General features: G+C 72.1%; 12 protein-coding genes and 3 pseudogenes. 13 read left to right on the top strand and 2 right to left on the bottom strand.

Going from position 1 to position 13,750, the window contains the following annotated elements:
- Positions 1–5: 5 nt before the first annotated feature.
- From hrcA to ACFYTT_RS29145, 3 genes are all read left to right on the top strand, one after another.
- The gene (hrcA, locus tag ACFYTT_RS29155; protein WP_131053813.1) at positions 6–1,028 is read left to right on the top strand and encodes a heat-inducible transcriptional repressor HrcA; all 1,023 of its coding nucleotides are present in this window, start codon (positions 6–8) and stop codon (positions 1,026–1,028) included.
- Positions 1,029–1,101: 73 nt separating this feature from the next.
- Positions 1,102–2,247, top strand: coding sequence for a molecular chaperone DnaJ (gene dnaJ, locus ACFYTT_RS29150; RefSeq protein ID WP_131053814.1), 1,146 nt, complete (start codon positions 1,102–1,104; stop codon positions 2,245–2,247).
- A gap of 1 nt (position 2,248) precedes the next feature.
- Positions 2,249–2,983, top strand: coding sequence for a 16S rRNA (uracil(1498)-N(3))-methyltransferase (locus ACFYTT_RS29145; RefSeq protein ID WP_131053815.1), 735 nt, complete (start codon positions 2,249–2,251; stop codon positions 2,981–2,983).
- Positions 2,984–3,132: 149 nt separating this feature from the next.
- On the opposite strand, the gene ACFYTT_RS29140 is transcribed toward ACFYTT_RS29145, so the two are convergent.
- Complete coding sequence (locus tag ACFYTT_RS29140; RefSeq protein WP_131053816.1) at positions 3,133–3,894, bottom strand: SDR family NAD(P)-dependent oxidoreductase; 762 nt, start codon at positions 3,892–3,894, stop codon at positions 3,133–3,135.
- A gap of 92 nt (positions 3,895–3,986) precedes the next feature.
- On the opposite strand from ACFYTT_RS29140, the gene ACFYTT_RS29135 reads away from it, so the two are divergent.
- The 10 genes and pseudogenes from ACFYTT_RS29135 (at position 3,987) to ACFYTT_RS29090 (ending at position 12,744) form a co-directional block, all read left to right on the top strand.
- Positions 3,987–4,349 carry a histidine triad nucleotide-binding protein gene (locus ACFYTT_RS29135; RefSeq protein WP_176095306.1) on the top strand — a complete coding sequence of 121 codons (363 nt, stop codon included), beginning with the start codon at positions 3,987–3,989 and terminating at the stop codon, positions 4,347–4,349.
- Between the two features lie 29 nt (positions 4,350–4,378).
- The gene (locus tag ACFYTT_RS29130) at positions 4,379–5,725 is read left to right on the top strand and encodes a serine hydrolase domain-containing protein (protein ID WP_387264052.1); all 1,347 of its coding nucleotides are present in this window, start codon (positions 4,379–4,381) and stop codon (positions 5,723–5,725) included.
- A 223-nt stretch (positions 5,726–5,948) separates the two neighbouring features.
- A pseudogene (locus ACFYTT_RS29125) lies at positions 5,949–6,800 on the top strand (PhoH family protein); the annotation flags it as partial.
- Positions 6,801–6,902: 102 nt separating this feature from the next.
- Positions 6,903–7,433 (top strand): annotated as a pseudogene (locus ACFYTT_RS29120) (LAGLIDADG family homing endonuclease); the annotation flags it as partial.
- Positions 7,434–7,715: 282 nt separating this feature from the next.
- Positions 7,716–8,078 (top strand): annotated as a pseudogene (locus ACFYTT_RS29115) (PhoH family protein); the annotation flags it as partial.
- A gap of 15 nt (positions 8,079–8,093) precedes the next feature.
- Complete coding sequence (gene ybeY, locus ACFYTT_RS29110; protein ID WP_131053820.1) at positions 8,094–8,567, top strand: rRNA maturation RNase YbeY; 474 nt, start codon at positions 8,094–8,096, stop codon at positions 8,565–8,567.
- Complete coding sequence (locus tag ACFYTT_RS29105; RefSeq protein WP_387264050.1) at positions 8,543–9,949, top strand: hemolysin family protein; 1,407 nt, start codon at positions 8,543–8,545, stop codon at positions 9,947–9,949. The genes ybeY and ACFYTT_RS29105 overlap by 25 nt, the downstream gene beginning before the upstream one ends.
- Positions 9,942–10,319: a cytidine deaminase gene (locus ACFYTT_RS29100; protein ID WP_131053822.1), complete on the top strand. Its 378-nt coding sequence runs from the start codon at positions 9,942–9,944 to the stop codon at positions 10,317–10,319. Before ACFYTT_RS29105 ends, ACFYTT_RS29100 begins: the two co-directional genes overlap by 8 nt.
- A gap of 46 nt (positions 10,320–10,365) precedes the next feature.
- Positions 10,366–11,274, top strand: a complete 909-nt coding sequence (era, locus tag ACFYTT_RS29095; protein WP_357218666.1) for a GTPase Era — start codon at positions 10,366–10,368, stop codon at positions 11,272–11,274.
- Between the two features lie 171 nt (positions 11,275–11,445).
- Positions 11,446–12,744, top strand: coding sequence for an acyltransferase family protein (locus tag ACFYTT_RS29090; RefSeq protein WP_254876986.1), 1,299 nt, complete (start codon positions 11,446–11,448; stop codon positions 12,742–12,744).
- On the opposite strand, the gene ACFYTT_RS29085 is transcribed toward ACFYTT_RS29090, so the two are convergent.
- Positions 12,731–13,648 (bottom strand): DUF4097 family beta strand repeat-containing protein, encoded by a 918-nt coding sequence (locus ACFYTT_RS29085; RefSeq protein WP_387263979.1) that lies wholly within the window; start codon positions 13,646–13,648, stop codon positions 12,731–12,733. The genes ACFYTT_RS29090 and ACFYTT_RS29085 overlap by 14 nt on opposite strands.
- Between the last annotated feature and the right edge of the window lie 102 nt (positions 13,649–13,750).

The following is a 13,750-nucleotide window of genomic DNA, read 5'->3' as shown; positions in this document are numbered from 1 at the left end:
GGAGGATGGGTCTCGACGACCGGAAACTCGCCGTGCTCCGGGCGATCGTCGAGGACTACGTCGCCACCCAGGAGCCGGTCGGCAGCAAGGCCCTCGTCGAACGGCACCAACTCGGTGTGTCCCCCGCCACGGTCCGCAACGACATGGCCGTGCTGGAGGAGGAGGGCTACATCCGCCAGCCGCACACGAGTGCCGGGCGGGTGCCCACCGACCGTGGCTACCGCCTCTTCGTCGACCGGCTCAGTCGGGTCAAGCCGCTCAGCCCCGCCGAACGGCGGGCGATCGAACGGTTCCTGGTCGGCGCGGTGGACCTCGACGACGTGGTGCACCGCACCGTACGCCTGCTCGCGCAACTCACCCGTCAGGTCGCCGTGGTGCAGTACCCGAGCCTGGCCCGCTCCACCGTCCGGCACCTGGAACTCGTGCCGATCTCCACCACCCGGCTGACGCTGGTGATGATCGCCGACACCGGCCGGGTCGAGCAGCGGCTGGTCGAACTGCCCGCGCCGGTCCCCGCCGACGACGTCCTGGACCTGCGCCGACTCGTCAACGAGAAGCTGGTCGGCACCCGCCTGTCCGACACGCCACCGCTGGTGCAGACACTCATCGACGAGTGCGCGCCGCACCTGCGGGCGGCCATGACCACGCTCTCCACCGTCCTGCTGGAGACCCTCGTCGAACGGCACGAGGAGCGGCTCGCCCTGGCCGGCACCGCCAACCTGGCCCGGGGCGGCCTGCTCGACTTCCAGGGGTCGCTGCGCCCCATCCTCGAAGCGCTCGAGGAGGAGGTGGTGCTGCTCAAACTCATCGGCGAGGTCGAGCCGAGCACGCTGCGGGTCCGCATCGGCGACGAGAACCAGATCGACAACCTACGGGCGGCGTCCGTGGTCAGCACCGGATACGGCCCGGGCGCGACCATCGTCGGGGGGATGGGCGTGCTGGGTCCGACCCGGATGGACTACCCCGGAACAATCGCCACGGTGAGGGCCGTGGCACGCTACGTGGGCGAGCTGCTGGCCCAGAACTGACCAGTCAGGGCCGACGGCAGGCTGCCGCCACCGACCGGCGTAACGCGAGACGAACACGAGGACACGGAACCCAGTGGCCAGGGACTACTACGGCATTCTCGGCGTGAGCCGAGGGGCCTCCGACGACGAGATCAAGCGCGCCTACCGCAAGCTGGCGCGCCAGTTCCACCCGGACGTGAATCCGGACCCGGAGGCCCAGGAGAAGTTCAAGGACATCAACGCCGCGTACGAGGTGTTGTCCGACGACCGGAAACGGCAGATCGTCGACCTCGGTGGCGACCCGCTCGCCCCGGGCGGCGGCGGTGCCGGTGGGCCGGGCGGCCCCGGTGGCGCCGGACCCTTCGTCGGCTTCCAGGACATCATGGACGCCTTCTTCGGCGGGGCCACCGGCGCCGGGCGTGGCCCGCGACCGCGTACCCGGCCCGGGGCCGACGCGATCCTGCGGCTCGAACTGGACCTGCAGGAGACCGCCTTCGGGGTCGAGGCACCGATCACGGTCGACACCGCCGTGCTCTGCACCACCTGCACCGGGGCCGGTACCGCCGCCGGCACCCACCTGGCCACCTGCGAGGCGTGCGGTGGTCGGGGCGAGGTGCAGTCGGTGCAGCGCACCTTCCTCGGCCAGGTGGTCTCCGCCCGGCCGTGCACGGTCTGCCAGGGCTACGGCACGACCATCCCGCACCCCTGCCCCACCTGCGCCGGTGACGGCCGGGTCCGCACCCGCCGCTCGCTGACCGTGAAGATCCCGGCCGGCGTCGAGGACGGGATGCGGATCCGCCTGGCGCAGCAGGGCGAGGTCGGCCCGGGTGGCGGCACCGCCGGTGACCTCTACGTGGAGATCCACGAGCGGCCGCACGACGTCTTCTCCCGCAAGGGCGACGACCTGCACTGCCGGGTCACCGTGCCGATGACCGCCGCCGCGCTCGGCACCCGGCTGACCATCAAGACGCTGGACAGCGAGGAGCCGGTCGACGTGAAGCCGGGCACCCAGCCGGGCAGCACGCTGCGGCTACGGGCCCGGGGCGTACCGCACCTGCGCGGTGCCGGTCGGGGCGACCTCTACGTCCACCTCGACGTGCGTACCCCGACCAAGCTCGACGCCGACCAGGAGCGGATGTTGCGGGAGTTCGCCGTGACCCGGGGCGAGGAGGTCGCCGAGCTCAGCAAGCAGGGCGGGTTCTTCTCCCGGATGCGCGACGCCTTCAACGGCCACGCCTGAGGTGTCCGCTCCGCTCTTCCTGGTCGAGTCGCTGCCCACCACCGACTCGACGGTGCTCGACGGGCCTGAGGGCCACCACGCGGCCACCGTGCAGCGGCTCCGGGTCGGCGAGGAGCTACTGCTCGCCGACGGTCGGGGCGGCACCGCCGAGGCGGTGGTCACCGCCGTCGGCCGGGGCACCCTCGACCTGGACATCACCGCTCGCGGGTACGTCGACGCGGCGCACCCGCGACTGGTGGTGGTGCAGGGCATCGCCAAGGGCGACCGGGGCGAGCTGGCCGTGCAGGCGATGACCGAGACGGGCGTGGACGAGATCGTCCCCTGGGCGGCGTCCCGCTCGGTGGTGCAGTGGCGCGGCGAACGAGGCGTCCGGGCCCGGGCCAAGTGGGTGGCGACCGCCCGGGAGGCGGCGAAGCAGGCCCGTCGGGCGTGGCTGCCGGTGGTCGCCGGTGCCCCGGACGAGTCCGGCACGTCGGTGGCCCGCCGGATCGCCGGTGCCGCCGCCGGCTATGTGCTGCACGAGGAGGCGAGCGACCGGCTGACCACCGTCGAGTTGCCCGACCGGGGCGAGATCGTGCTGGTGGTCGGCCCGGAAGGCGGCATCACTCCGGCCGAGCTGGCGGCCTTCCAGGAGGCCGGCGCGCGTCCGGTCCGGCTCGGCCCGTCGGTGCTGCGTACCTCCACGGCCGGGGTGGCCGCGCTGGCCGTGCTCGCCACCCGACTGCTGCGCTGGTGACCGTCACCGGCCACGCCCGCGCGGCGAGGCCGGTACGCCCTGCCCGACGGGTCGTGGCCGGGCCGGGGTAATGCACCTCGGCTCCTTTGCTCTGCTTCAACGGACGCAACGGTTTGCGGCCGGACGCGGCGCTCTCCGGCCGGGGATCTCTAGGTGCGCAGGTAGGAGGCGCCGTTGAGGTCCACGATGGTGCCGGAGGCCCACTCCGCCTCGGGGCTGGCCAACCAGTGCACCGCCGCCGCGATCTCCTCGGGGCGGGCCACCCGGTCGAACGGGCTCTGTGCCCGGACCGCGTCGCCGCGCGGCGACTTCAGGTGCTCGTTGGTCATGTCGGTCGCCACGAAACCGGGCGCGACCGTGGCGACCGCGATGCCGTACGGCGCCAGGGCCACCGCAAGCGACTGGGCCATCGCGTTGAGCCCGGCCTTGCTGGCCCCGTACGCCGGGTTGGCAGGCTCGCCTCGGAACGCGCCGCGCGACGAGACGTTGACGATGCGCCCGCCGCCCGAGCGCATGTGCTGGGCCGCGCACCAGGCGGCGTTGGCGGCACCGAGCAGGTTGGTGTCGAGAATCTCGCGCCACCGTCTCTGCCACTGCTCGTAGCTGCTCTCGAAGACCGGGTGCGGTGGATCGGCCGGGCCGAACACCCCGGCGTTGTTGACGAGTACGTCGAGCCCGCCGAGTCGTTCCGCCGCCTCGTCCACCATCGCCCGTACCGCGTCGGGGTCGGCCAGGTCGGCGCGGACCACCAGATGGCCGTCGCCGGGAAGCGCGGCCCGCAGCGCCTCGGCCAGGTCTGCCGAGTCGCGGTGGTGGATCGCCACCCGGTCGCCGGAGGCGGCGAACGCCGTGACCACCGCCCGTCCGATGCCGCGTGACCCACCCGTGACCAGTACCGCCCGCCCCGACATGCGCGCCATCCTGCCGCACCCGCCCAGATGTAAGGAAGGGACCCTTCCTATACACGAGGCGTTAGTAGGGGGCCCTTCCTTACACTGCCCCGGTGAGTACTCCTGACTGCCTGTTCTGCCGGATCGTCGCCGGGGAGATCCCGGCCACCGTGGTCCGCGAGACCCCCACCACGCTCGCCTTCCGCGACATCGACCCGAAGGCGCCGGTGCACGTCCTCGTCATCCCCAAGGAGCACTACGCCGACGTGGCCACCCTGGCCGCCGGCGATCCGGCGCTGGCCGGTGAGGTGCTGGCCACGGCCGCCGCGGTGGCCGAGGACGAGGGGCTGCTCGGGGACGGCTTCCGGCTGATGTTCAACACCGGGGCGTACGGCGGTCAGGAGGTCTTCCACGTGCACGCGCACCTGTTGGGTGGTGCGCCGCTCGGGCCGATGCTGGCCCGGAGCGTGGCGTGACCACAGCCGCCACTGGTCGACTCGACCGGATGGTCCGGGAGGTCCAGGCGCGGGGACGGGTGCCGGCCGTGGCGGCGGCGGTGCACCGGGCGGACCGCCCGCTGTGGACGTGCGTGGTCGGCGGCACCGGCAACGACACCGCGCTGGACGAGGACACCCGGTTCCGGATCGGGTCGGTGACCAAGACGTTCACCGCCGTGCTCACCCTCCAGTGCCGCGACGACGGCCTGCTCGACCTCGACGACCCGCTGGACCGGCACCTGGACCTGCCGGCGCACGGCGAGCTGACCGTGCGCCGGTTGCTGTCGCACACCGCCGGCCTGCAACGGGAGCCGTACGGCGACGTCTGGGACACGTTGCGGGCGCCGGACGCCGACCGGCTGGTCGCCGAGCTGGCCCGGGCGGAGCGGGTGCTGCCGCCGGGTCGCCGCTACCACTACTCGAACCTGGGCATGGCGCTGCTGGGCCGGCTGGTCGGCCGGGTGCGGTGCGGGACCTGGGCCGAGGTGCTGACCGAGCGGGTACTCACTCCGCTGGGGCTGACCGCGACCACCGCCGACCCGGGGCCCCGCGCGGCGACCGGGTTCCTGGTGGACGCGTACTCCGACGAGGCGCGCCCGGAGCCGCCGACCGACTTCGGCGCGGTCGGGCCGGCCGCGCAGTTGTGGAGCACCGCCGGTGACATGGCCCGGTGGGCCGCGTTCCTGGCCGACCCGGGGGCGCTGGACCCGACCGGCAAGGTGCTCGCGCCGGCCACGCTGGAGGAGATGCGCTGGCCGGTGACGGTCACCGACGAGACGACGTGGTCGGGTGGCTTCGGCCTGGGCCTGATCCTGGTGCCGCAGGGACAGCGGGTGGTGCACGTCGGGCACGACGGGGCGATGCCCGGGTTCCTGGCCGGGGTGTACGGCCGGCGGGGCGGCGAGGGGGCGCCCGCCGCGTTCGGCGCCGCCGTGCTGGGTTCCTCCGGTACCGCCGTGGACCTGCTGGAACTGCCGCACCGGCTGCTCGCCGCCTCGGTCGAGCACGACCCGGCCGACATCGTGCCGTGGCGGCCGGGCACGCCGGCCCCGGAGCACCTGCGAGGGCTGCTCGGCCGCTGGTGGGGCGAGGGTTTCGAGTACGTCTTCGGCTGGCACGACGGTGCCCTGCAAGCGCGGGGCGCCGGTGACCCGACGGAGAGGCCGCCGGCGGTCTTCGCGCCGGTGCCGGAGCAGCCGGACGTGTTCCGGACGGTCTCCGGCCGGGAGGTCGGCGAACTGCTCCGGCTGACCCGGGACTCCGCCGGCGAGGTGGTCCGGATGCACTGGGCGACCTACCGGTTCACCCGACGGCAGGAGACCTTCGACGGGTACGACTTCCGGGCCGACGGCTGACTCTTTTGTCTACTTGTGCGCCAGTCGTCGGATCCCGTTGCGGTCACCGGTCCGCGCCGGGGTGGGCAGGCGCACCAGAGGGTCGCGACCGGCCGCCCCGAGGTAAATGGGCGGCGTGTCCCCGGCGGGGAAACGATACGATGGAGTCAACGTCCGCACGCCGTGGCAGCAGGCCCGGCGCCGAGATCGAGAGCAGGTGGCGCAGGGCCCCTCGGCCCGACCTATGACCGGCACCCCACCTCCCGACCCGCCCCGGGTGCAGACCAAGATCACGGTCCCCGACTCGAAGATCATGGTCAACCTCCTCGGCGCGGGTGACGAGATCCTGCGACTGGTCGAGCGCTCCGTGAACAGTGACGTGCACGTACGCGGCAACGAGATCACGATCACCGGTGCTCCCGCCGACAACGCCCTCGCCGAGCGGATCTTCAGCGAACTCCTCGAACTGATCGAGAAAGGCGAGATCCTGACCACAGACGCCGTCCGGCGTACCGTCGGCATGCTCGAACAGGGCGGCGCGGAGCGGCCCGCAGAGGTCCTGACGCTCAACATCCTGTCCCGGCGCGGGCGGACCATCCGCCCCAAGACGCTCGGGCAGAAGCGCTACGTCGACGCGATCGACGCGCACACCATCGTCTTCGGCATCGGCCCGGCCGGCACCGGCAAGACCTACCTCGCCATGGCGAAGGCGGTCCAGGCGTTGCAGGCCAAGCAGGTCAACCGGATCATCCTGACCCGACCGGCGGTCGAGGCGGGGGAGCGGCTGGGCTTCCTGCCCGGCACGCTCAACGAGAAGATCGACCCCTACCTGCGCCCGCTCTACGACGCGCTGCACGACATGCTGGACCCGGAGACCATTCCGAAGCTGATGGCGGCGGGCACCATCGAGGTCGCCCCGCTGGCATACATGCGAGGTAGGGCACAGCCGTACGACGCGCGGGTCCTGACGCCGGAGGGCTTCAAACCGTTCGGATCGCTCCGGATCGGCGATCTGGTCATCGGGTCGGACGGGACGCCCACGCCGGTGATCGGGATCTACCCGCAGGGGCTCAAGAAGGTCTACCGGGTCACCACCCAGGACGGGGCGTCCACCCTGTGCTGTGGCGAACACCTCTGGACCGTCGCCACGCCGGAGGACAAACGGCGCGGCCTTCGGCGCACCCTCGAGACCCAGGAGATGGTCGGCCAGGAGTGGCGGGGTCACACCCGGCGCTACGAGCTTCCGGTCGTCGCGCCCGTGCACCTGGAGCCGCAGGACGTTCCGCTCGATCCGTACGTGCTCGGTCTGCTGCTCGGGGACGGCTCCATCTCGTGCCGGACGACGCCGGGTTTCTGCACCGCGGACCCGGAGCTCGCCCACGCGATCGAGGAAACGCTCACCGACATCGAACTCGTTCGCAAGAGCGAGTACGACTACGTGCTCCGGCACGTGCACGGGCACCGCGGCGGGGTGATCGTGGCCAACCCGGTGACCGTCGCGCTCCGGGAGCTGGGTCTGGCCGGGGCCAGGTCGCGGACCAAGTTCGTGCCGGACGTCTACAAGCACAACAGCGTCGACGTCCGCCTGGCCGTCCTGCAGGGGCTGCTCGACACCGACGGTGGGCCCTCGACGCAGGCGGGACGCACCTGCCGCGTGCAGTATTCGACGACCTCTCCCCGACTACGGGACGACGTCGTCTACCTCGTCCAGTCGTTGGGCGGTGTCGCCACGTGGGGCGTCCGAGCGGCGGAGGGTCGGAAACCCGGCCTGGCGAACGGCCGCTCGGTCGCCCATCGGGCCGACGCCTACGTGGTGGAGATCCGTCTACCCGAGGGTGTCCCACCCTTCCGGCTGGCCCGGAAGCGTCAGCGCTACGAGGAGCACGGTGGTGGCCGCCCGATGCGGTTCATCGACTCGATCATCCCGGCCGGGGTGCAGGAGACGATGTGCATCCAGGTGGCAGCGGAGGACTCGCTCTACGTCACCGACGAGTTCCTGGTCACCCACAACACGCTCAACGACGCGTTCATCATTCTCGACGAGGCGCAGAACACCACGCCCGAGCAGATGAAGATGTTCCTCACCCGGCTCGGGTTCGGTTCCAAGATCGTGGTGACCGGTGACGTCACCCAGGTGGACCTGCCCGGCGGGACCACCAGCGGGCTGCGCGTGGTCCGGGAGATCCTGGAAGGCGTGCCGGACGTGCACTTCGCGCAGCTCTCCAGCGCCGACGTGGTGCGACACCGACTGGTCGGTGAGATCGTCGACGCGTACGCCCGGTGGGACGCCGAGCGCGAGAACCAGCAGGCCCAGGGCGTGCACGCGGTGGCCGGGCGCACTGCCCAGGGCAACCGCGCCGGCCGGCGCCGCTAGACCGAGGGAAGACAGTTGTCCATCGAGATCGCCAACGAGTCCGGTGTCGAGGTCGACACCGACGCCGTGCTCGCCGTCGCCCGGCACGCGCTCGACGAGATGGGGGTCAACCCCCTCGCCGAACTCTCCGTGCTGCTGGTCGACATCGACTACATGACCGAGCTGAACCATCGCTGGATGGGCGGCGACGGTCCGACCGACGTGCTCGCGTTCCCCATGGACGAGGGCAGTGTCGACCACGGGCCGGGGGAGAACGCCGCCGCCGGTGGCGAGCCGGCCCTGCTCGGTGACATCGTGCTCTGCCCGGAGGTGGCGGCGAAACAGGCCGCGACCGCCGGGCACGGTGCCGCCGACGAGCTGCACCTGCTCACCGTGCACGGCGTGCTGCACCTGCTCGGCTACGACCACGCGGAGCCGGAGGAGGAGCGGGAGATGTTCGGGCTCCAGGCCCGGCTGCTGTCCAGCTGGCGGTCGACCCGCTCCCGGTGATGGACACTGTGCTGGCCGCGCCCACCACCGGCCTACCCGATCTGCAACTGCTCGTCTTCGCTGCCGGGCTGGTGGTGCTCGCCGGCCTGATCGCGATGACCGAGGCCGCCCTGGCCGCGGTCTCCCCGGCCCGCGCCGCCGAACTGGCCCGTGACGGAGCCCGGGGAGCCCGTACGCTCCAGGCGGTCGCAGGTGACGTGGTCCGGCACCTCAACCTCCTGCTGCTGCTCCGGCTGCTCGCCGAGCTGACCGCCACCACGCTGGTGGCGCTGGTCGCGGTGGACACCTTCGGCGCGGGCTGGCGGGCGGCACTGGTCACCGCCGGGGCGATGACCGTGGTCAGCTTCGTGGTGGTCGGTGTCGGTCCGCGTACCCTCGGCCGGCAGCACGCGTACGCGGTGGGTCGCTCGGCCGCGCCGCTGGTGCGCTGGCTGGGCCGGGTGCTCAACCCGCTGGCGTCGCTGCTGATCCTGATCGGCAACGCGGTGACGCCCGGGCGCGGTTTCCGCGAGGGACCGTTCGCCACCCAGGTCGAGCTGCGTGAACTGGTCGACCTCGCGGAGCAGCGGGGCGTGGTGGAGCACGGCGAGCGGCAGATGATCCACTCGGTCTTCGCGCTCGGCGACACCATCGCCCGCGAGGTTATGGTGCCCCGGACCGAGATGGTGTGGATCGAGTCGGGCAAGAACCTGTCCCAGGCGCTCGTGTTGTTCCTGCGCTCCGGGTTCTCCCGGATCCCGGTGATCGGCGAGAGCGTCGACGACGTGCTCGGCATCCTCTATCTCAAGGACCTGATCCGGCGTACCCAGGGCGGGGCCGCCGAGGACCGGCAGCTTCCGGTCGCCGAGCTGATGCGGCCGGCGACCTTCGTGCCGGAGTCCAAGCCCGTCGACGACCTGCTCTCCGAGATGCAGGCCGCCCGCAACCACCTGGTCATCGTGGTCGACGAGTACGGCGGCACCGGTGGTCTGGTCACCATCGAGGACATCCTCGAAGAGATCGTCGGGGAGATCACCGACGAGTACGACGTCGAGCGCCCGCCGATCGAGCAGTTGCCGGACGGCGCGGTGCGGGTCACCGCCCGGCTGCCGGTGGAGGCGCTCGGCGAGTTGTTCGACACCGAGCTGCCGCACGACGAGGTCGAGACGGTGGGCGGTCTGCTCGCCCAGTCTCTCGGCCGGGTGCCGATCCCCGGCGCCGAGGCGGAGGTGTCCGGCCTCCGGCTGATCGCCGAGGGCACCACCGGCCGCCGCAACCGGATCGACACGGTGCTGGTGCACCGGGTCGAGCCGTCCGACACGCAGGAGAACCCGGGTGGCGAGGCGACGGCCTCCCGGGGCGACACCGACCGATCCGAGGAGAGGCTGCCCGCCGATGCCTGAGTCACCCGCCGTGCCGACCGCCCTGCCCGCCGAGGCCGAACTGAGCGCCGAGGACGGCAAGCTGGTCATCCTCGCCCGGGGTGCCCGGGGTCGGGTGGGTGCCGTGGAGGGCGCGGCCGTCCGGGACCAGGACGGTCGCACGTACGCGGCGGCGAGCGTGTCGCTGCCCTCGTTGACGATCACCGCGCTCCAGTTGGCGGTCGCCTCGGCGGCTGCGGCGGGCGCCACGCGGCTGGAGGCCGCCGTGGTGGTGACCGAGGCGTCCACCCTGGACGGCGCCGGCTACGCGGCCGTACGCGACCTGGCCGCCGACGCCCCGGTGCACCTCGCCGCCCCCGACGGCACGGTCCTCGGCACGGTGACCGCATGAGCCGCGACCACGTCGGAGTGCCGGCATGAGCGAGCGGAGTGCGGGCATGAGCGCGAGGGACGCCGGTCCGGGCGAGCGGGACTACCGGGCCGGGTTCGCGTGTTTCGTGGGGCGGCCGAACGCCGGCAAGTCCACGTTGACCAACGCGATCGTCGGCCAGAAGATCGCCATCACCTCGAACAAGCCGCAGACCACCCGGCACGTCATCCGCGCGGTGCTGCACCGGCCGGACTCGCAGCTGGTGCTGGTCGACACGCCGGGTCTGCACCGACCCCGGACGTTGCTGGGGGAGCGGCTCAACGATCTGGTGCGGCAGACCTGGAGCGAGGTCGACGTGATCGGCCTGTGCATCCCGGCGGACGAGCCGGTCGGTCGTGGTGACCGGTTCATCACCGGGGAGTTGGCCGAGTTGAAGGCGACCGTGCTGGCGGTGGTCACCAAGACCGACCTGGTCGACAAGAAGCGGCTGGCCGAGCAGTTGCTGGCTGTCAGCGAGCTGGGCGAGTTCGCGGCGGTGGTGCCGGTCAGCGCGGTCTCCGGACACCAGGTGGACACCCTGGTCGAGGTGATGACGGGGTATCTCCCCGAGTCTCCTCAGCTCTATCCGGACGACATGCTCACCGAGGACCCGGAGCAGGTGCTGGTCGCCGAGCTGATCCGGGAGGCGGCACTGGAGGGCGTACGCGACGAGCTGCCGCACTCCATCGCCGTGGTGGTCGAGGAGATGTTCCCCGAGGGCCGTCTGATGAAGATCTTCGCCGACGTGTACGTCGAGCGGTCGAGCCAGAAGGCGATCGTGATCGGGCACCGTGGCGCTCGGCTGAAGGCGGTGGGCACTGCGGCCCGGCGGCAGATCGAGGAGCTGTTGGGCAGCCGCGTCTATCTCGATCTGCATGTCCGGGTGGCCAAGGACTGGCAGCGCGATCCGAAGCAGTTGCGCAAGCTCGGTTTCTGAACGGCTCCGACGCGTACCGGACGAAATGGACGACGAGCGCCTCAGCGTCTGATCGGTACCGGTCAGGCATATGGGAAGTTTCACTATACCGCTGGGTAGTTGGTCGTTTCCGCGACGCGCATCAGAGGGTAGGGAGGGTATGCCTCTGCCCCCGGACATAGATGCAGGCTGATGCGAAACCGTTACCTTGACCTGTTGCGTGCACTGGCCATCGTGCGGGTCGTCGTCTACCACGTCACTGGCTGGGCGTCGCTGACCGTGCTGTTCCCGGCGATGTCGGTGATGTTCGCGATGGCCGGGTCGCTGATGGCCGCCACGTTGTACCGGGTCGGCCCGTCGGCGGTGGGGCGGCGGCTGCGGCGACTGCTTCCGTCGCTCTGGGTGGTCGCCGCCATCTTCGTACCGGCGATGCTGCTCACCGGGCTGCCGCTGACCCCCAAGGTGTTGTTCTGGCTGTTCCCGGTCGTCGATCCACCGGCGAACTACTGGGGTGCGCTGGCGCTGAGCCCGATCTGGTACCTGCGGGACTACCTCTGGTTCGTGCTCGCCTCGCCGATCGCCATCTGGCTGTTCCGGCGGTTCCCGCTGCCCACCCTGCTCGCCCCCTACTTCCTGCTGATCTGCATCGAGTTCGGCATCTATCAGAACCCGCACGGCGTGCTGCGCGAGTTCGGCCTCTACTTCGGCGCGTGGCTGCTGGGCTTCGCCCACCAGGCGGGCATGCTGCGCCGGATGACGAACCGGGTGCTGGTGCCGGTCGTCCTGACGCTTGCGGCGACCGGCGGCGCCTGGATCCTCGCCAATCCCGGCCCGCGTGGTTACGACCTGAACGACATCCCGCTCGGCAACGCCCTCTGGTCGGCCGCGTTCATCCTGGTGGCGCTCGGCCGAGCGCCGTCGGCCGCCGCCTGGGTGGACCGCAACGAGCTGATCGGGCGCGCGGTCACCGTGCTGAACCGGCGGGCGCTGACCGTCTATCTCTGGCACATGGCCTTCGTGGTCGCGCTCACGCCGCTGGTGGACGTGGTCGGCTGGTCGCACCAGAACCTGCTGGGCCAGGTCATCCGGGTGGTCCTGGTCTTCGCCCTGGTGGGCGTGGTGACCGCGGCGTTCGGCTGGGTCGAGGACGTGGCGGCGCAGCGCCCGCCGGAGCTGATCCCCGGTGGGCGTCCGTCGTCGGCCCGCCCGCAGGCCGCACCGCGTCGGCCGGTGGGCGACCCGACCCCGGACGGGCGTCCGGGACCCGGTGGCGAGATGCTGCGGATCGATCGCGGGCGTCCGGGAACCGGTGGGGACAGACCGACGGATGGCGGCCCTCCGGGATCCGGCGGGGAAGCGCCGGCCGATGGCGACCGGACCGGCGCGGAGGAACCGGTCGCTGCCGGCCGTGCCGCCGGTCGGGCCGCCCAGCGGCGGGAGGAGTCAGTGCCGGGCCCCCGTGGGCCCAGTGGCGGCGTCAGCGGGACGTGACCGCGAGGTCGCCGCTACCGGTCGCGACGTCGAGCACGAGCTTCGCGGTGGGGTCGTGCGGTACGCCGAGGTCGGCCGAGCCCGAGCCGACCGTCGAGATCACCTGGTACGCGCCGGCCGGCACGGTCAGCTCGACGTGACCGCTGGACGCGTGCGCGCGGGCGGGGGCGGGTCGGTTCAGCTCCACGGTGACGTTGCCGGACCGGGCCTCCGCGTCCACCTCGCCACCGAGCCGGTTCGCGGTGATGTTGCCGGACCCGCTGCGGAGCACCACCGGCTCGGTCACGTCGTACACCTCGATGTTGCCGGAGCCGGTCTCCACCCGGACCGGGCCGGCGGCGCCGGCCACCCGGACGTCGCCGGAGCCGACGGTGACCTCCACCGTGCCGACCCGGCTCAGGTCGACCTCGCCGGAGCCGGTCTCGCCCCGCACACTGACCCCCTCGCCGGTGGTGACCTCGTAGGAGACGCTGCACCGGTTGCCGCAGGAGGTGTCCAGCACCAGTTCGGTGCCGGTGATCTCGTATGACGTACGCGGCTGGTTGCCCTGGTAGCGCACCACGCGCTTGATACGGACGCCGTCCACTCCGCCGTCGGCCCGGACCACCACGTCACCGGCGCCGGGCAGGAGCCGGATCGCGGTGATCCGGGTGGACTCGGTGGTGTCGAAGTCCAGCCGGCCGAAGGAGAGGTTGTCACACCCGGCGAGGACGATCAGGGCGGTGGCCGCGACCGCCGCCACGGTGGCTCGACGGCCGGTGATGCGACGTGTGGTGACGCCCCGGCGGGTAGCGTCGGCCGGGTGTGCGGTGGCCGCCGGGGGTGCGGCGGCGGCCGGGGGTGCGGCGGCGGCCGGGCGCGGGGTGGCGGTCCGGCGCGCCGGGGTGGTCAGGTGCAGAGCCATGCCGAGCACGCTACGTCCGGTGCCGGCGGCGCACATCGGGGTAAGAAGGCCCGCCGACCCCGAGCGGACCCTGAGATCCGACCCGGGGGCAGACCCGAGTTC

This window comes from Micromonospora sp. NPDC003816 (assembly GCF_042874705.1).
In the GTDB taxonomy this organism is placed as follows: Bacteria; Actinomycetota; Actinomycetes; order Mycobacteriales; family Micromonosporaceae; genus Micromonospora.
This window is presented reverse-complemented; position numbering and strand designations above follow the sequence as displayed.